A 17,807-nucleotide genomic window follows, 5' to 3' on the forward strand; every position below is an offset into this window, starting at 1 on the left:
GGCGACGGCCGCGTCAGACGCGCGTGACGACAAATTTCACGATCAGGGCGTAGACTAGCAGGATTGTTGCGCACTGCCAGGTGCTTGTTCTCAACCAAATGATCAACGCTGGAATTGCAAGGAAGACGATTGCTGCTCCCAACCACAGAGTGGCTCGGGTGCTGGATACGAGTTTGAGAAACCAGCGTTGCTTCTCGACAAAACCATCCTCGATGGTCGCCGGGAAGACCTCGCCGTGAACAATGAACTTCGCAATATTCTTCCATTGAGTCTCGGCGATGCCGGCGCTGTGGCTGCCTTGCACGAACTGACGCTGCACAACCTTGATTTTCCGATCGGTTTCGGCAGCCGGACTTGAATCGGCCTGCTCGAAACCATCGAAGCCAGCTCCCCCCAGATCAAAATTGCGAAACCGCTCGAGGCTTTTGGGCAGCAAGGCGACGACCCAATCCCTGCTGGCGACGATGTTCAGAACGCGTCCGACGCGGCCCGCGTCGACAAGTGTTTTCCAATCGTAGCTGGTCCGCACCACGCTGCCCGCAAAGAACACATGGCGAAAGGTGCAGGCGGGATAGCTCACCAGCGCACGCGCGGCGAGATAAGTGCCGTTGGAATGGCCGACATAGTGAAACAAAGACCCCGGGTACTGCGCCACAGCGCCGACATACTGATCCATGAACCATTCCACCTTCTGGAATCGTGCCCAGGGCAGAATGAAGGGCAGCATGGCGAAGTACCCATAAGTCGGTGTCCAGGCGCGGAATTTCGTGGGGTGTTTGATCTGCTCACGCACCTGTTCCGCGATGCGACGGGTCCAGAAGCCGTCGTCGCGGATGCCGTGAATGACGAACACCGTCTGCTCTACCGCGTCGTCCGGTTTGTCGACTTCATCCATCAGCAGGGTCGGGTCGGTAGCCACCGCGACCAACGCTTGTTTGGTGCCATTCAGTGCGGTTTCAAACAGTGCCCGTCGTGCCAGAGCCGCCCGCTCTTTGCTGCCTTTGCCGGTAAAGCGGATAGAACTGTTGTGGTCTGTTTGATCAAGTTTAATCAGGAAATACGAGCGGTCATTTGAAGAGCTGCCGTCGACTGCAATGTCGACCTGATCGAATGGAGATATGAGGTCGTCCCGGCTGCCAATCAGTTGTATCAAGATGGGTTCCGGCGACGCGATCGAGTGGTGGCCTGCCAGTTGCCGCGATGACGCTTCATTCGCCATTCCAGAGACGAGCTGCCCGCGCCGGTAGGCTAGCCAATGCAATCGTGTCTGGACCATGAACGGCGAGCCCAGCCTGATATCGAAGATGGTAGGGACCCATCCAGGAAAAACTTGCCCAATCAGCGCACAAAGACTGAAGCCAAGCGAATACCACCACCATAAACGCGGCGAAATCTGCCAACCGCGATTGAAGGCTGCAAGCAAGATAATGCGGTCTACCTTGCTCGCCCACGCTCTCTTTTTTCGTTGCGAAAGATTTCCTCGGTCGCAAATCCAGGCGGATTGCCCGACGCGACGAGAAACACACGCCGTGCTATTGTTGCCCCCATGCTGTGGCCGATAAGAACGATCCGCTCGTATCGTGGCTCCGAAGTAACTATCTCGTCGATATCGGAAAGTAATTGCGCCACAATATCAATGGCTCGCGCCGTACTGAGCTTTTGATGATACGGAAGGGACGGGACAAAGACATCGACGCGGTTTGCTTGTCCCAATGTCTCACGAGTAGCCTGTGCGACATCTTTCATTCGTCGAGGTCCGGACCGCCAGCCATGCAATATAACTGCCAGAACAGGTGCCCGATCGGCATCGCCGCTACCTTGTACAAAACCTTTGATTGCCACGTCCTATCCCTTTTCCGACCGAGATCCCGCTGACGGCGAACCAGATTACGGCTCACTGTCGGGAACGGTTCAAGCATTGGCGAAGGGTTGCATGCAAAAGTGCTGGAAGAAGCGATGTCTTCAAATTTCCAATTCCGGCTCCAGCGCCGGGCATTTGTGGTCCCCGCTCAAATACTTCCAAGTCCCCGGGGAAATACCTTAAACTTGATGGTGCGGAAGTCTACTCAATTGGCAAATTGCTGACAAAAATTTGAAGGCCTGGGCCTTTCCTGTGATTGATGTCTGCCGCTCGAGCCACCGAGCGAACCTAGTCCCGCCTGTTGAAGAACTCTGTCAGTACAGGCGCGTGCGCGGCGGGTTTCAGCATGTGGTTCTGGCCTGCCAGTGTCTGGTGGCGGGCATTGGGCAGAGCCTGCGCCAACGCCTTGTTGCCATGGCGCATCCAGGGCGGGCTTTTTCCCCCATCGGTCACCAGTGTCGGCACGCTGAGCGCGGTCCAGCGGGCGGGGTCCAGCGGCTTGCCGAACTGGTCGCCGGCGACGATGGCGCCGTCATAAGGCAGTGTATGCGCCACCGCCTTGAGCTTGCGCCAGATCGGCGTCAGCTTCATGACCGCGATGAGCAGGCCGGGCATGCCGACCGATTTGAGGAAGGCGCTCACGGCGTCGCCGCGCCGGCCGGCCGCCATGGCTTGCCGGATCGTTGCCCAGTCGCCTTGCGTGGTCGCGCGGCCGTCGTCGACGATCAGCGGCGCTTCGTAGAGCGCGAGCCTCCTGATGCCGGGCAGGCGGGCTGCCGCCATCAGGGCCAGCATGGCGCCTGAAGACATGCCCCAGACATAGGCTTCACCGCCGGCCGTCTGCAGCACGGCCTCGATGTCATCGACCTCGCGCTCGACCGCGTAAGGCAAGGTGTCGCCGCTGTCGCCACGGCCACGGCGGTCGTAGCGAAACACTGTGAAATCGCCTTCCAGCGCCTTGGCCAGCGGGCCGCTCGGACCCATGGCGCGCGAGCAGAGCGCACCGTCGACGAGGATGAGCGGATGGCCGCGGCCCCGGCGCTCGCAGGCGATCGGTGTTCCATCCCGCGACAACACGGCTTGCGTGGTCGGCCTGGCGCTTTCAGCCAGCATGGTCGGCTCCTCTGTTGATCAACTGTTCCAGCCGGTCGAAGCTCTGCATCCAGCCGCCGCGCATGCCGAGCGCCAGCAGGCGTTCGCGGTCGGCGGCACTCGCCAGCGTCACCTCGAAATGGACATGGGTACGCGCGCCATCGGGCGCGAAGGTCACGGTATGGCGGCTCTGGCCGGGCGGCTTGCCGGCCCATTCCTGGATTTCGGGGTCCGGTTCGTCGCGGTAGCTCAGCCTGACGTTTTCGACGATCTCGAGATAGCTGCCCTGGTTGCGATAGAGCGCGCCACTGGGGGTCAGCATGTCGATGCGCCAGCGGCCGCCGACACGCAAATCGAGCGCGCAATGGGGAATGGTGCAGTCCCTGATGCCCCACCATTGCGCCACCAGAAGCGGATCGGTCCACAGCTTGAAGACGCGCTCGACCGGGGCGTTGAAAATCCGCTCGATGGCAAAGCTGCGGTCGGCGGTTGCGGGCGCGCTCATTCCGGCCTGTCCGCGCCGCGCCGCAGGAGGTCTTCCATGCGGTCGAAACGGTCTTCCCACAGCTTGCGGTAGTCATCCAGCCAGCGGTCGATGTCGCGCAGCGGTCTGAGTTCGATGCGGCTGAGGTGCTTTTGCGCCGCCCGGCTGCGGGTAACGAGGCCGGCCTGTTCCAGCACACCGACATGCTTGGAGACGGCACGCACGGTGAGCGCGAAGGGCTGCGCCAGTTCGGCAACCGAGGCTTCGCCGTCGAGCAGCCGGGCGAGGATCGCCCGGCGCGTGGGATCGGCGAGGGCCGCGAACGTGTCGTCGAGGGAGATTTGAGTGGCCATTATGGAACCGATTAGTTCTGGAACTGAATGGTTCTATAGAGGAGCAAGCCCACCACGTCAATGGGTTCTGGCTGGCCTATGGTGTTGCGCGCAATGCGTCCCTTTGCCGGGAAAAACTGTCGCCCGGCAAAGGGGTGTTCAAACGCTCAGGCGGCTGCCTTCTCGCCCGCGATGCCGTTCAGCACCGCGATCACGTCGCCGGGCAATTCCAGTTCGGCCGCCGCCAGGTTCTCGCGGAGATGACCGACCGACGAGGTGCCGGGGATGAGCAGGATGTTGGGCGCGCGGCGCAAGAGCCAGGCGAGCGCCACCTGCATCGGCGTCGCGCCGAGTTTCCTGGCGACATTGGCCAGCGTGTCCGACTGCAGCGGGGTGAAGCCGCCGAGCGGGAAGAACGGCACATAGGCGATGCCGGCCGCGCCAAGCTTGTCGATGAGCGCGTCATCGTTGCGGTTGGCGATGTTGTAGAGGTTCTGCACGCAGACGATGGGGACGATGCGGCGCGCCTCCTCGACCTGGGTGAGCGTGACGTTGCTCAGCCCGATATGCTTGATCAGGCCCTGCTGTTGCAGTTCGGCCAGAACCGTCACTTCCTTGGCGATCGAGCCCTCGGACGGTTCATGCAGGCCGTCGGTGCGGCGGAAGTTCACCACGTCGATCGCATCGAGGCCGAGATTGCGCAAATTGTCGTGCACGGCCTGGCGGAGCTCGTCGGGAGCCATGGCCGGAAGCCATGCGCCCTTGTCGTCGCGGCGGGCGCCGATCTTGGTGACGATGGTGAGGTCGGCCGGGTAGGGGTGCAGCGCCTCGCGGATGATCAGATTGGTGACGTGCGGGCCGTAGAAATCCGATGTGTCGATGTGGTCGACGCCGCTGGCGATCGCCTCGCGCAGCACGGCAAGGGCGGCGTCGCGGTCCTTCGGCGGACCGAAGACGCCCGGTCCTGCCAGTTGCATGGCGCCGTAGCCGAGGCGCTTCACTGTGCGGTCGCCGAGTTTGAAAGTTCCGGCCTTGCTGATGTCGGTCATGGTCTCATCTCCTTTGGATCAACCCAATGTAGACAAAGCACGCCTGCGCGATAATATGGTGCAATCGGCACAGCCTGTGCAGAAAAGCGAACAATGGCAACGGATCTGGGCGACCTTCAGGCATTCATGGCGGTGGCGCGCGCCGGCGGCTTTCGCGAGGCGGCACGGGTGGGCAGCGTCAGCGCCTCCAGCCTCTCGGAGACGGTGCGGCGGCTGGAGACCGGGCTCGGCGTGCGGCTCCTCAACCGCACGACGCGCAGCGTGGCGCCCACCGAGGCCGGCGCGCGCCTGCTCGAGCGGCTCGGCCCGGCGCTGGGCGAGGTCGAGGCGGCGCTCGACGTGGTCAATGGCTTTCGCGGCCGTCCGGCCGGCACGCTGCGGCTCAACGTGCCGGTCGTCGCGGCCAAGCTGGTGCTGCCGCGCCTGTTGCCGCCCTTCCTCGCCGCCTATCCCGACATCCGCATGGAAGTGACCGCCGAGGACAGTTTCGTCGACATATTGGCGAGCGGCTGCGACGCCGGCATCCGCTATGACGAGCGGCTGGAGCAGGACATGATCGCGGTGCCCATCGGCCCGCGCCGGCAGCGCTTCGCCACCGCCGCAGCACCAGCCTATCTCGACCGGCACGGCCGGCCCGAGCATCCGCGCGACCTGCTCGATCACGCCTGCCTGCGCGGCCGTTTCGCCAGCGGCGTTATGGCCGCCTGGGAGTTCGAACGCGACGGCGAGGTGGTGAGCGTCGAGCCGACCGGCCCGCTTTTGGTCAGCACCGGCACGGCAATGGCCCTTGCGGTCGAGGTGTCGATCGCCGGCGGCGGCATCGTCTCGCTGTTCGAGGACTGGCTGCGCCCCTATTTCGACGATGGCCGGCTGGAGCCGGTGCTGGAGCCTTGGTGGCAGGAATTTTCCGGCCCGTTCCTCTACTATCCCGGCCGCCGCCTCACGCCGGCGCCGCTGCGCGCCTTCATCGATTTTGTTGGTGGGATGCGCTGGGGGTGATTTCGGACGGGCATCGTGGCGCCAAGCGTACCGGCCTCTTGCCCGATGGTTAGCCTGTCACATGCGCGCCCCGATGAACTGAAGGAGCGATGAAAAGAAAGCGAGCCTTTCTCATATTTTCGTGTCCGACCTGTCGAACAGACCTTACGAATATTTATTGCAGCGGCAATGCGCGGGAAATTTCAGTGGTCCATTGTTTCCGGCGGGAATGGAGTCGTTTCAATGAACAGGGTCGCTGAAACCTTTCGAATTGCGCTCGCGGTGGTTCTGGGCGGCGCGCTTGCAATCGTCTTGATACCAATCGTAGTGATCGTTTGTTTTTCGATACTCGCGCTTCTTGTGGCCATGCGGACGCTTCGTCGGCAACACCGTCATGGCGATGTCACTCGAGAAGTCGCGACTGCACAGCCCCCGGTTCCTCCCACCATTGAGACGACCTATACCGTCGTTCATCCGTCGTAGTGCTGTCGTCGTAGTGCTGTAAATGCCCTAGGCAAACGCCGTCATCGACATTGCAGCCGGCGTTGGGGACACAAAAGCAACAAGAACGTTAGGCGAGGAAGCTAGGAAGCGCCCGTTGTGCCATGGGCTCTCGGGATTGACGGATACGGGATGGTCTCGCCGTCGAAGGCGGGCCTTGCCAGCAAACCCGTCCGACGCCCAGCGAGCATCAATCTTGAAAACCCCTTATTGACGTGGGTAGCCGCCAGCTCCGACAAGACCAAGGACATTTTGAGCAGTATGATTCCGAAGCCTGAATTTCCCAATCCGAGCCACCTGGATCCCATAGCCGATCCGATGGCCACGCGCGATGCGCGGCTGCAGATGTTCGGCTTCTCGGGGACGCTACCAGCATTTTGCCATCCCCGTCGCTGGCGTGGCCATCGCGGTAATCACCGTGGTGGTGCTACAGCGATTTTTGAATGACCTTTCGCTCGACCATGTGTTGGAATCGGCGCGAAACATCCCTGGCAAGCACCTTCTGGTCGCGCTTGCACTTACATTTTTGAGTTTTGCCGCCGTCGCCTTTTACGATGTCGTGGCTGTGGAGACGATCGCGCCGGGCCGCGTCCCCAAGCTGTTGGCGGCATGCGTCGGCGCTGCCGGCTACGCCATCTCCAATGCACTGGGCTTTTCGCTGCTGACAGGCGGGATGCTGCGTTACCGCATCTATGCCGGCGAAGGCATTGCCTTGTCCGATATCGGTCGAATCATCGCCACCTCGTGGCTGTCGATCTGGTTCGCCTTCACCGTGATGATCGCTCTTGCCCTGGTCCTCGACCCGGCTCGTACACCGTTTGTCGACCAGCTTGATCCTCGCCTGGGCCTGACGCTCGGCATCGCGATGATTCTTTCGGTTGGCTTGCTGGTCGTATGGCTGTCGCGCGGCGAACGTACGCTGACGGTGGGAAGGTTTTCCATCAAATTGCCCGGTTCGCGCGGCGCGCTGACACAGATCGTGGCCGGCCTGGTTGACGTCTGCGCCGCCGCCGGAACGCTCTACGTCTTGATGCCCGAGACGGTCACCACCAGTCCGGCGGTCTTTGCGCTTGTCTTTGTCGTGGCGACCATCATCGGCATCGCCAGCCACGCTCCAGGCGGTCTCGGCGCCTTCGAGGCATCGATGATCGCCGGCCTTGGCCTGGGCAACAATCCGGATGCCATCGCAGCTCTGCTCGCCTTCCGGATCATCTTTACGCTTTTGCCCTTTCTGGTTGCCGTCGTCGGTGTCCTGACATTCGAGATCTACGCACGGCACGCCGAAGTGTCGCAGCGGGTGCTCTATGCAGGCCGAGTCCTGGAGCCTCTCGTCCCACCAATTGCCGCCGGCGCGACCTTCCTGGGCGGGATAATGCTGTTGTTCTCGAGTTCCATTCCAGGTGCTGCCGAACGCCTCGACCTTCTGTCCGACATGCTGCCGCTGCCATTCATAGAGGTCTCGCACCTCGCAGCCAGCTTCGCCGGCATTGCAATGTTGATCCTTGCGCGGGGGCTGGCGCGGCGGCTTCAGCAGGCATGGGCGGCGTCGCTCATCCTGTTCATCCTGGGAGCCGCCTTTTCGATCGGCAAGGGCCTCGATTGGGAGGATGCGAGCGTCCTCCTGATCCTGTCGACAGTCTTGATCAGCTTCCGCAAGGCTTTCTATCGCCGCCCGATCGAGGGAATCGGAACGCTGTCATGGGGCTGGCTCGCCAGCGTCATCAGCATCGTCGCGATCTCGATCTGGCTTGGATTCTTCAGCTATCGCGACATCGACTATTCCAATCAACTGTTCTGGCAATTTGCCATTGACGGCGACGCGCCACGCTTCCTGCGCGCCAGCATCGTGATCCTGATCGCCACGGCAGCGGCGGCGCTTCACACGGCCATCAATCGAAAGGCCATCGACCGCAAGCAACGCGCCGAAATCCCTCCGGCCGTCAGCGCGATCGTCGCCTCCTCGAACGTGACCCATGCGGCTCTGGCAATGCTCGGCGACAAGCAATTCCTGATGTCGCCGGACGGCCGGGGCTTCATCATGTATGCGCGCTCGGGCGGCAGCCTTATCGCGCTCGGCGGGCCGATCGGGCCTGTCGAGGGCGACAGCAAGCTCGCCTGGGCCTTTCACGACCTGGCCGACCGCTCCGCGGTCCGTACAGCCTTTTACGGTGTGCAACCGGACCAATTGCCCATGTACCTGGACATGGGCCTCGTCGCGCTGAAGCTCGGCGAGGTCGCGCGCGTCGACTTGACGGCTTTCAACCTCGACGGCCCACGCCGCCAGCCGCTGCGCTACGCCGATCGACGCGCTGAAAAGGATGGTCTGGTTTTCGAAATCATAGAAGCCGCCAATGTGAGACCGCTTCTCGGCGAATTGCGAGAGGTGTCGGATGCCTGGCTCCGGATGAAGGCGAGCTCCGAGAAAGGTTTTTCTTTGGGCTATTTCGAAGATGACTATGTCAGCAGATTCGATGTGGCCGTCATGCGTTGGCAGGGCCGCATCATCGCTTTCGCCAATTTGTGGGGAAGCGCCGACAAAAGCGAACTGACCGTCGACCTGATGCGCCATGTGCCTGACGCGCCCAAGATCGTCATGGACGCGCTGCTGACCAAACTGCTTCTTCATGGCAAGTTGCAGGGTTATCGCTGGTTCAATCTGGGCGCGGCACCGCTTTCCGGATTGTCGGCGGGCCGGCTCGCTTCCCGGTGGAACCGGTTCGGGTCCTTTCTCTACCGGCGTGGCCAGACCTTTTATCGCTTCGACGGGCTCAAGGCTTTCAAGGACAAGTTCGATCCCGTCTGGACCCCGCATTATTTCATATGTCCGCCCGGACTGGGCACCATACGATCCCTGTTCGACGTCACCGCTCTGATCGGCGGCGGTCCGCTGGAACTCGTTCGGAAATGATTGCGTATTTTGCGCAGATGACCAAGAGCCTGTCGACTTTGGTTCTGGCTGCTCTTGTCATCGCTGCCGGCCTTGGCCTAGCGCTGCATTTCAACCTGACACGGGCCGTCCAACGCCAGATCCGCGTTTCCGCTGAGCGGCTGGTCGATATTCCTGTTCAGCTACCGCAACAGGAACCGGCCGGGCTGGTGATCCTGTTCTCGCAAAAAGGCGGCATCGGTCAGCGCGACCTTGATCTGGCGACCGCCCTGCTAAGCAAGGGCTTGATCGTGCTGCAGGTCGACCTAGAAAAATATCGCAACAAGCTCAATGCAGCCGATGGCGCGTGCATGTATCTCGGCTCCGATCTGGAGGCGCTGTCCAAGGCGGCCATCCGCGCTGCCGGCGGCGGCAGCTATTTTCATCCGGTGGTGGCAGGTATCGGCGAAGGAGGCACGCTGGCTTATGCAGCGTTGGCCGATGCGCCGGTGACGACGCTGGCCGGTGCAGTCGCGCTCGAACCGACGCGCGGCCTGGTCACGTCGCTGCCAACCTGCCCGGGCGGCGCAACACCGACGGCGGATCCGGCGGGCGGCTTCGACTATGCCCTCGACGCGGGATTGCCTTCCCCTGCAACATTGGTTTCGGCCGCGCCGCTTGCGGGTATTTCCACGCAATCGTCCGACAATGCGATGCGGGCAAAGGCGGTTGTCGTCGATAGCGTGTCTGGCCGCCTCGACGCGGCGGTAGACGCCGTGATGTCAATCGCCGCGAGCGATGCATCGTCAAATGACCTGCCGACCATCGATATCCCCGCCAGTTCGAAGCCAGATTCCCTTGTGCTGTTCTTTTCAGGCGACGGCGGCTGGCGCGACCTCGACAAGGTGATTGGCGACGAGATGAGCAAACACGGCGTTCATGTGGTGGGCATCGATTCGCTTCGTTACTTCTGGGCGGAACGTACGCCACGGCAAATCGCAAATGATACCGTATCCATCATCGACCGCGCCGATCCCTCGGGCAAAATGCCCGTCGCGGTCTACGGTTATTCATTTGGCGCCGATGTCTTTCCGTTTGCCTGGACCTTGCTGCCGAAGCGGGTAAAGGATCGCATCCGGTTTGTCGGACTCCTCGCCACCCAGAAAACGATTACCTTCCAGGTGACCGTTGGTAGCTGGCTCGGCGGTGGAGGCGACCATTTCGTCGTGCCGGCGATTGCCACCATTCCGAGCGAGCGCCTACTGTGCGTCTATGGCGAGGACGAGGATGACACGGCCTGCACCGATCCCTTGCTTGCGGGAATCCAGACGCTGAAGATGAAGGGCGGACATCACTTCGATGAAGACTACCCCGCGCTGGCCAAGATTCTTCTTGCCCGCATGAAACCGAGAATGTCGTAGCGCCGCGATCGCGGGAGCGCGGACAGTGCTTCTATCGCAAGGTTTGATGCAAGCCGAAGAACGGCAAAGCACGCCTGCCTGCGTGGCCGCTTCGCCAGCGGCCTGACGCCGGCCTGGGAGTTCGAACGCGACGGCGAGGTGGTGAGCGTCGAACCGACCGGCCCGCTTTTGGTCAGCACCTGCACGGCCATGGCGCTGGCGCTCGAGGTGTCGATCGCCGGCGGCGGCATCGTCTCGCTGTTCGAGGACTGGCTGCGGCCTTATTTCGACGATGGCCGGCTGGAGCCGGTGCTGGAGCCCTGGTGGCAGGAATTTTCCGGCCCGTTCCTCTACTATCCCGGCCGCCGCCTCACGCCGGCGCCGCTGCGGGCGTTCATCGACTTTGTCGGGACGATGCGTTGGGGGTGAGGGGTGGATGAATGGCAGCGAAGGGCCTCGAGAACGAGAGCGAAGGCAGGTGAAGGCTGGCGTCGGCTGGGATAGTAGAGATGATAGCCGGGGCGTGGTGTGCACCAGTCGTCCAGTGCGCGCAGCAGCCGGCCGGTGCTGATGTCGGCCTCCACCACGTCCAATGGCAGGTAGGCAAGTCCCAATCCGTCCAGCGCTGCTTGCCGTATCAAGCTTATGGAATTGAACACGGCACGACCTTGGACACGGGCATTCAGTTCGCGGCCATCGTTGCGAAACTCCCAGACATAGAAGCCGCCATGCGTCGGCAGCCGCAGGTTGATGCATTGGTGCTCGGTAAGCTCCTGCGGTGTGCCTGGAAGCGTCCGGCCTTCGAAGTAAGCCGGCGCCCCGACCACCGCCTGTTGGAAATCAGGACCGATACGCATCGCGATCATGTCCTTGTCCACTTGCTCGCCAAGCCGCACGCCGGCGTCGTAGCGCTCCGCCACGATGTCGATCAAACCATAGTCCGAAATGATCTCGACGTTCACGTCAGGGTATTGCGGCAGCAACCGCGCCATGGCCGGCCAGAGGATGGTTTCAGCGGCGTGCTCGACGGAATTGATCCTGACCGTGCCGGCCGGCTTGTCGCGCATCTCTCCCAATGCCTGGATGTCGCGTTCGATCTCATCGAACCTTGGTCCGATGCTGCCCAGCAGCCTTTCCCCGGCCTCGGTCAGGGCGACGCTGCGGGTCGTGCGGGTCAGAACCCGAAGGCCAAGCCGCTCCTCGAGGGTGCGGATGGTATAGCTTAGCGCAGACTGTGACACGCCGAGCCTGGCGGCCGCCTTGGTGAAGCTCTGCTCACGGGCGACGGGATAAAGGCCAGCAGGTCGTTCACGTTCTGCCTTCGCATTCATCAATCCCATTTCTAAGTTCATGCCGATAATACCATCTAATCCCGTTCATCAGCAGGGGTTATCTAACCCCGGCAACGAAGGGATTTCAGAACATGAGCAAAGTTTGGTTCATTACCGGCGCCGGGCGAGGCATGGGCCTGCATATTGCCAGGGCTGCCCTGGCCGCCGGCCATCAAGTGGTCGCCACCGGCCGCGATACAGACAAGGTGGCGAAAGCTGTCGGCCAATCCGACAGGCTTCTGGTCGTCAAGCTGGACGTCACCAGCAGCGCCGACGCCGAGATGGCGGCAAAGGCCACCATAGAGCGCTTTGGCCGCATCGACGTCCTGGTCAACAACGCAGCCAGCTTCCAGGCCGGCTATTTCGAGGAACTGTCGCCTCGGCAGATGGACCTTCAACTGGCCACGAGCCTTGTCGGCCCGATGAATGTCACCCGCGCCTTCCTGCCGGCGATGCGCAAGCAGGGATCGGGCAGGATCATCTCGATCTCGTCGACGGCGGGCCTCGTGGGTTACGAATTCTGCACCGCCTATTCGGCGTCCAAGTTCGGTCTCGACGGCTGGATGGAAGCGCTGCAGGTCGAGGTTTCGCCGTTCGGCATCGAGACCATGATCGTCAATCCGGGCTTCTTCCGCACCGAACTTCTCACCGAGGAATCGACCAGATATGCCGATCTCACTATTACGGATTACAGCGCGCGTCGTGCGCAGCAGGAAGCCTTCTGGACCGGTGCGAACGGCACTCAGGGCGGCGACCCCGCAAAACTGGCGCAGGCCCTGATCACGCTGGACAAGGAGGCCGCGCTTCCCCGCCGCTTCCTGGCCGGCGCCGATGCCATCCTTGCGGCCGAACAGAAGATTGCGACACTGCAGCAACAGATCGAAGCCTATCGCGCGCTTTCAAGCGCGCTGGCGATCGACGGGTAATCCTTGCTGCGGGGGTCAAGTGCACTGGGTCGAAACAGATTCATTAGACGCGCTTAAGTGCCTATTTTTATGCATGAATGCATGTCTCGGTAGAAAGTTGAGGTCCTGTCGGTGCTGAACCGGACCCCCTCGGGAAACCCCACTCCGTCCGCACATCCGAACAATCCAAACCCGGTCTGTAACGGTTTGTTTTCTTGCCCGGCGTATCCACGAGGGCAGCGTCGCCAATGGCCGACGCACCCTCGACGCATGAAAGAAGGGGGACACGCAGGAAAATGGGTTCGCCCTGGTCTGAATTGCTGGCCAACCTCGCGGTCGTTGCGATGTTCGTTTCGGTCTGGATCCACACGCATGTGTGGCTGGACCGCAGGCCGGCCGTTGTAAAGGCCGCGGCCTTCGGCCTGCTGATGGGCGCCGGCGCCATCATCCTGATGCTGACGCCGATGCAGTTGCAGCCGGGCGTCATGGTCGATCTCCGGGCGACGATGATTGCCGTTGCCGGCTTCTTCGGTGGTCCTGTCGCCGGCATTGTCGCCGGCGTCATGGCCGGTGCCTTCCGGGTTTTCGAGGGCGGCATCGGCGCTTTCGCCGGCGCGGTCGGGATCGCGGCCACCATGCTGATCGGCATTGCCGGCAATCTTGCGCTGAGGGGCCGCGCCCCCACCATGCGCGATATCATGATCCTGGGTGCGGCCGCCGCATGCGGATCGCTGCTTGGCCTCAGTGTCCTGCCGCGGTCCATTATCGAGACGGTCCTGCCAAAAGTGGTGTTTCCCTCCAGCCTGCTGATCTTCGTCTCCGTGGCGATGTCGGGGCTGGCGATTTACCAGGAACGGCGTCGTCTTGAAGCGTTGCAATCGAGGCGCATCTTCAAGGCCGTGGTCGAGACCTTGCCCGACTGCCTCAACGTCAAGGATCTTGACGGGCGCTTCATCGCCGCCAATCCGGCAACGGCCGCACTGATGCAGGCGCCTGATGCCAAGGCGCTGATCGGCAAGACGGATTTCGATTTTTATCCCCGGGAAACGGCGCAGCAATTCCGCCAGGATGAGCTTGCCGCCCTGGCGTCGGGTGTCTCCACCACCATCGAGCAGCGCCTGCACCATGAGGACGGCACCGATGCCTGGCTGGCGACGCTGAAGGCGCCGTTTTGCGACAGGACCGGGGCCATCATCGGCCTGATCACCCACAATCGCGACATCACCCAGCGCAAGCAGCTGGAGACCGAACTGGCGGAAAGCCAGGCGAGGCTCGGAGACGCGCTGACGCATATGGCCGACGGCCTGGTGATGTTCGACCCCGAGGACAGGCTGGTGCTGTGCAACGCTCAATACCGCGCCATGTTTCCGAAGACGGCCGATATCAGGGTGCCGGGTGCCAACCACCGCGACATACTGCGCGCGTCGGCAGCGCGGGGAGAAAGTATCACGCCATCGGACGCGGTCGAGGCGTGGATCGCCGACATCATGGCCTTGCAGACGCAGGCCAGCCACCGCCAGGTGCGGCTCGCCGACGGGCGCTGGCTGGATGTGCGGACCCGTCCGACCGGCGATGGCGGCAGCCTCAGCGTGTTTTCCGACATCACCGAGGCCAAGCAGATCGAGGCCGAATTGATGGCGGCCAACGAGAAGCTGAACCTGCTGGCGCACCGCGACGGGCTGACCGAACTGTTGACGCGCCGGGCCTTCGACGACGCGCTGGCGCGCGAATTCGCCCGCGGCCGGCGCAACACGATGCCGCTCAGCCTGCTCATCATCGATGTCGACTGGTTCAAGCGCTTCAACGACCATTACGGCCACCCGGCGGGCGACGAATGCCTGCGCGCCGTCAGCCGCTGCATCGAGGCGACGGCGCGGCGGCCGGCTGACGCGGCGGCCCGTTATGGCGGCGAGGAGTTCGCGATCGTCCTGCCGGAGACCGACGCGCGGGGCGCCTTCGTCATCGCCGAAAGCCTCAGGGGCAAGGTGCGCGATCTCAGGCTCGCGCATGCCGGCAGCGAAAAGGGCATCGTCACCGTCAGCATCGGGGTCGGCACTTTCGACGGCAGTGCGGCCATCGAGATCGCCGATCTGCTTAGGCGCGCCGACGAGGCGCTCTACGGCGCCAAGGCCGCGGGGCGGGATCGCGTGCATGGCTGGCGCCCGCATCTCAGCGAGCCGCGCTCGACAGGTTCCCGGCGCAAAGCGTGAGGCTTCAGTTTGAAGTCTAAGCCCTATTGGTGACGCCAGACCTTGTAAGCAGACACGATCAGAATTGCGGCGAGCAACGGCAGCAGCAATGATGCCGGCACGATGCCGAGCAGCCTTCCGCCGATGAACGTTCCGAGGATCGATCCGGCTGCCATTGCGGCGACGAATGCCTTGTTTTTGCTGAGCACGACAAAGCTCTGGTCGCGACTGTAGCGGGTGAAGCCGACAATCATCGTTGGCAGGCTCACGGCCAGGGAGAGGCTGCCAGCAAGTTTGATATCGGCTCCGAACAGGAGGATCAGCGTCGGTATCAGAAGCTCTCCACCGGCTACGCCAAGCAGGCTGGCCACGACGCCAATCGCGAAGCCCGCGATGACCCCCAGGACAATCTGCAGCCAGCCGCCGGCGACGGGATCGCCACTCGATTGGGGATCATGGCCGATCAGCAGGACGACCGCGATCCCGACCAGCAGAAGTGCAATAACCTTGTAGAGCGTTTCTGATTTCAATCGCGTTGCCCATCCGGCCCCGAACCAGGCACCGGCCAGCGAGCCGGCAAGCAGGTTGAGAATGACAGGCCAATGGGCGGCGATATCACCAAACGGCACGATGGATGCCCGGAAAGGCAGCGCACTGGCAACGACAACCAGACTGGTGGCTTTGTTGAGAATGACCGCTTCCAAGGCGGCAAAGCGAAACAGGCCGATCAGGAACGGCAAACGAAACTCGGCACCGCCAAGCCCGATCAATCCGCCAAGCGAACCGACGCCAGTTCCAACGATGAAAGACAGTATGCCGCGTTGAGCCATGCGCCCATATGCAGCGACACGATCGGGCGTTTCAATAGGCTCGCTGTTTGTATCGCTTACGACCCATCGGGTTTTCCGTTTCGGGGCTTATTGCCATTAATCCATAAATCTGGATAAATGGATTTATGGACAAGACAACGGCATTGCTGGCGCTTGCAGCACTCGGCCAGGAAACCAGGCTGGAGGTGTTCCGGCTGCTGGTTCGGGCTGGGGCCGAAGGTGTGCCGGCCGGCGAGATCGCCACCCGGCTGAGCACCGTGCAGAACACCATGTCGGCGCATCTGAAAATCCTCGGCCAGGCCGGGCTGGTGGATGCCGAACGCGACGGGCGCAGCATCCGCTACACGGCCGACATGACCGGGTTTCGCGATCTGCTGGCCTATCTGATGGAGGATTGCTGCAACGGCGCGCCGGAGCTTTGCCAGCCGATCATCCAGGCGGTGACCTGCAAATGTTGAGGCGGCAACCATGACCGACCTTCGACGCCGTCTCGCGGCCGAAGCACTGGGCACCGCCATGCTGGTTGCCACGGTGGTCGGCTCGGGCATCATGGCCAGCCGGCTGACCGGCGATGCCGCACTTTCGCTGCTCGGCAACACCATTCCCACCGGCGCCATTCTGGTTGTGCTGATCACCACGCTGGGACCGATCTCCGGCGCGCATTTCAATCCGGCTGTCACACTGGTTTTCGGGCTGCGGCGCGACATTGGCTGGCTGGCCGTGCTGGGCTATATCGCCGCGCAGATTGTCGGTGGCCTGGCCGGCACGCTGGTCGCGCATGCCATGTTCGACCTGCCCTTGCTGGAGGTGTCGGCAACGGTGCGCAGCGGGCAGGGGCAGTGGCTGGCCGAACTGGTCGCGAGTTTCGGCCTGGTTTTCACCATCCTTGCCGGCTTGCGCTTCCGCAGCGATGCCATCTCCTGGCTGGTCGGGCTTTATATCACCGCTGCCTACTGGTTCACGGCCTCGACCTCGTTTGCCAATCCGGCGGTGGCCATTGCCCGTGCCTTCTCGAACACGTTTGCCGGCATCCGGCCCTCCGATGTGCCGGCCTTCATAGCAGCGGAACTGGCGGGCGCGCTGCTCGCGCTGGCGCTCGCCGGCTGGCTGCTGGCTGAACCCAGAACACCCACGCACATGAAAGCCGCGCAATGACCATCACCATCTACCACAATCCCGATTGCGGCACCTCGCGCAACACGCTGGCGATCATCCGCCAGTCCGGCGAGGAGCCGGAGGTGATCGAGTATCTGAAGAACCCGCCGTCGCGCGAAAAGCTTATCGAGCTGATCGCGGCAATGGGAATGACGCCGCGCGCGCTGCTGCGCGAAAAGGGCACGCCCTATGCGGAACTCGGCCTTGGCGATGCCAAATGGAGCGACGACCAGATCCTCGATTTCATGCTGGCGCATCCGATCCTGATCAACCGGCCGATCGTGGTGACGCCGCTCGGCGTCGTGCTGGCCCGGCCGTCAGAGGCGGTGCTCGATATCCTGCCCAATCCGGATATCGGCCCGTTCACCAAGGAGGACGGCGAGGTCGTCGTCGATGCCGGCGGCAAGCGGGTCGTCTGACGCCTATTTCGATATTTTTCGAAATAGGGCTTGACGGTTCCTGTCGCTGGCCGCATCCTATTTCCATGAAACTCGAACAAGCAGCGAAGCAACTGGAAGCGCTCGGCAATCCGACGCGGCTGAACCTCTATCGTATCCTGGTTCGGGCTGGCGAGGCCGGCCGACCGGTCGGCTTCCTGCAGGAGAGCCTCGGCATCGCCGCCTCGACGCTGTCGCACCATCTGCACCGGCTGATCCTGACGGGGCTGGTCAGCCAGGAGCGGCAGGCGACGACGCTGATCTGCCGCGCCAACTATCCCATGATGAACGATCTCATCGGCTTCCTGGCCGACGAATGCTGCGCCGATGCGGCTTGCAATCCGGCGGCGGGTGACGCGGCCGCATAAATTTTTGCCTGTTATTTCGATAATACCGG

General features: G+C 62.5%; 18 protein-coding genes and 2 pseudogenes. 11 read left to right on the forward strand and 9 right to left on the reverse strand.

Translation table 11 applies throughout. The features are described 5' to 3' along the window. Positions 1–13 precede the first annotated feature (13 nt). The 6 genes from AC0V7N_RS16490 to AC0V7N_RS16515 form a co-directional block, all read right to left on the reverse strand. Positions 14–1,423, reverse strand: a complete 1,410-nt coding sequence (locus AC0V7N_RS16490) for a hypothetical protein (RefSeq protein ID WP_496627964.1) — start codon at positions 1,421–1,423, stop codon at positions 14–16. Positions 1,424–1,434: 11 nt separating this feature from the next. Then, on the reverse strand, positions 1,435–1,842 hold the full coding sequence (locus tag AC0V7N_RS16495) for an esterase/lipase family protein (protein WP_475459312.1): 408 nt from the start codon (positions 1,840–1,842) through the stop codon (positions 1,435–1,437). A gap of 307 nt (positions 1,843–2,149) precedes the next feature. Beyond that, positions 2,150–2,974, reverse strand: coding sequence for an alpha/beta fold hydrolase (locus AC0V7N_RS16500; RefSeq protein ID WP_475459314.1), 825 nt, complete (start codon positions 2,972–2,974; stop codon positions 2,150–2,152). Beyond that, positions 2,964–3,458 carry an SRPBCC family protein gene (locus tag AC0V7N_RS16505; protein ID WP_475459316.1) on the reverse strand — a complete coding sequence of 165 codons (495 nt, stop codon included), beginning with the start codon at positions 3,456–3,458 and terminating at the stop codon, positions 2,964–2,966. The genes AC0V7N_RS16500 and AC0V7N_RS16505 overlap by 11 nt, the downstream gene beginning before the upstream one ends. Further along, complete coding sequence (locus AC0V7N_RS16510; RefSeq protein ID WP_475459318.1) at positions 3,455–3,790, reverse strand: ArsR/SmtB family transcription factor; 336 nt, start codon at positions 3,788–3,790, stop codon at positions 3,455–3,457. Before AC0V7N_RS16510 ends, AC0V7N_RS16505 begins: the two co-directional genes overlap by 4 nt. A gap of 146 nt (positions 3,791–3,936) precedes the next feature. Then, the gene (locus tag AC0V7N_RS16515) at positions 3,937–4,818 is read right to left on the reverse strand and encodes an aldo/keto reductase family oxidoreductase (protein WP_475459320.1); all 882 of its coding nucleotides are present in this window, start codon (positions 4,816–4,818) and stop codon (positions 3,937–3,939) included. 93 nt (positions 4,819–4,911) lie between these two features. Here AC0V7N_RS16515 and AC0V7N_RS16520 point away from each other — a divergent pair, with 93 nt between their 5' ends. Then, on the forward strand, positions 4,912–5,817 hold the full coding sequence (locus AC0V7N_RS16520; RefSeq protein ID WP_475459322.1) for a LysR family transcriptional regulator: 906 nt from the start codon (positions 4,912–4,914) through the stop codon (positions 5,815–5,817). 219 nt (positions 5,818–6,036) lie between these two features. On the opposite strand, the gene AC0V7N_RS16525 is transcribed toward AC0V7N_RS16520, so the two are convergent. Further along, positions 6,037–6,270 carry a hypothetical protein gene (locus tag AC0V7N_RS16525; RefSeq protein WP_475459325.1) on the reverse strand — a complete coding sequence of 78 codons (234 nt, stop codon included), beginning with the start codon at positions 6,268–6,270 and terminating at the stop codon, positions 6,037–6,039. Positions 6,271–6,429: 159 nt separating this feature from the next. On the opposite strand from AC0V7N_RS16525, the gene AC0V7N_RS16530 reads away from it, so the two are divergent. The 4 genes and pseudogenes from AC0V7N_RS16530 to AC0V7N_RS16545 form a co-directional block, all read left to right on the forward strand. Next, positions 6,430–6,744, forward strand: a complete 315-nt coding sequence (locus AC0V7N_RS16530) for a hypothetical protein (protein ID WP_496627965.1) — start codon at positions 6,430–6,432, stop codon at positions 6,742–6,744. Continuing rightward, complete coding sequence (gene mprF, locus AC0V7N_RS16535) at positions 6,737–9,205, forward strand: bifunctional lysylphosphatidylglycerol flippase/synthetase MprF (protein WP_496627966.1); 2,469 nt, start codon at positions 6,737–6,739, stop codon at positions 9,203–9,205. Before AC0V7N_RS16530 ends, mprF begins: the two co-directional genes overlap by 8 nt. After that, positions 9,202–10,584, forward strand: a complete 1,383-nt coding sequence (locus tag AC0V7N_RS16540) for a virulence factor family protein (RefSeq protein ID WP_475459329.1) — start codon at positions 9,202–9,204, stop codon at positions 10,582–10,584. The genes mprF and AC0V7N_RS16540 overlap by 4 nt, the downstream gene beginning before the upstream one ends. A gap of 69 nt (positions 10,585–10,653) precedes the next feature. After that, a pseudogene (locus AC0V7N_RS16545) lies at positions 10,654–10,992 on the forward strand (type 2 periplasmic-binding domain-containing protein); the annotation flags it as partial. A 17-nt stretch (positions 10,993–11,009) separates the two neighbouring features. Here the strand turns inward: AC0V7N_RS16545 and AC0V7N_RS16550 are convergent. Further along, positions 11,010–11,890 (reverse strand): annotated as a pseudogene (locus AC0V7N_RS16550) (LysR family transcriptional regulator); the annotation flags it as partial. Positions 11,891–11,986: 96 nt separating this feature from the next. On the opposite strand from AC0V7N_RS16550, the gene AC0V7N_RS16555 reads away from it, so the two are divergent. Further along, positions 11,987–12,820: an SDR family oxidoreductase gene (locus AC0V7N_RS16555; protein WP_475459331.1), complete on the forward strand. Its 834-nt coding sequence runs from the start codon at positions 11,987–11,989 to the stop codon at positions 12,818–12,820. 275 nt (positions 12,821–13,095) lie between these two features. Beyond that, complete coding sequence (locus AC0V7N_RS16560) at positions 13,096–15,009, forward strand: diguanylate cyclase (protein ID WP_475459334.1); 1,914 nt, start codon at positions 13,096–13,098, stop codon at positions 15,007–15,009. A 23-nt stretch (positions 15,010–15,032) separates the two neighbouring features. On the opposite strand, the gene AC0V7N_RS16565 is transcribed toward AC0V7N_RS16560, so the two are convergent. Beyond that, positions 15,033–15,818 carry a sulfite exporter TauE/SafE family protein gene (locus tag AC0V7N_RS16565; protein WP_475459337.1) on the reverse strand — a complete coding sequence of 262 codons (786 nt, stop codon included), beginning with the start codon at positions 15,816–15,818 and terminating at the stop codon, positions 15,033–15,035. 125 nt (positions 15,819–15,943) lie between these two features. On the opposite strand from AC0V7N_RS16565, the gene AC0V7N_RS16570 reads away from it, so the two are divergent. The 4 genes from AC0V7N_RS16570 (at position 15,944) to AC0V7N_RS16585 (ending at position 17,778) form a co-directional block, all read left to right on the forward strand. After that, positions 15,944–16,276 carry an ArsR/SmtB family transcription factor gene (locus AC0V7N_RS16570; protein ID WP_475459339.1) on the forward strand — a complete coding sequence of 111 codons (333 nt, stop codon included), beginning with the start codon at positions 15,944–15,946 and terminating at the stop codon, positions 16,274–16,276. A 10-nt stretch (positions 16,277–16,286) separates the two neighbouring features. After that, the gene (locus AC0V7N_RS16575; RefSeq protein WP_475459342.1) at positions 16,287–16,973 is read left to right on the forward strand and encodes an aquaporin; all 687 of its coding nucleotides are present in this window, start codon (positions 16,287–16,289) and stop codon (positions 16,971–16,973) included. Continuing rightward, complete coding sequence (gene arsC, locus AC0V7N_RS16580) at positions 16,970–17,392, forward strand: arsenate reductase (glutaredoxin) (RefSeq protein ID WP_475459344.1); 423 nt, start codon at positions 16,970–16,972, stop codon at positions 17,390–17,392. The genes AC0V7N_RS16575 and arsC overlap by 4 nt, the downstream gene beginning before the upstream one ends. Before the next feature lie 65 nt (positions 17,393–17,457). Next, positions 17,458–17,778: an ArsR/SmtB family transcription factor gene (locus tag AC0V7N_RS16585; RefSeq protein ID WP_010910714.1), complete on the forward strand. Its 321-nt coding sequence runs from the start codon at positions 17,458–17,460 to the stop codon at positions 17,776–17,778. Positions 17,779–17,807 lie beyond the last annotated feature (29 nt).

This window comes from Mesorhizobium kamtschaticum (assembly GCF_056174585.1).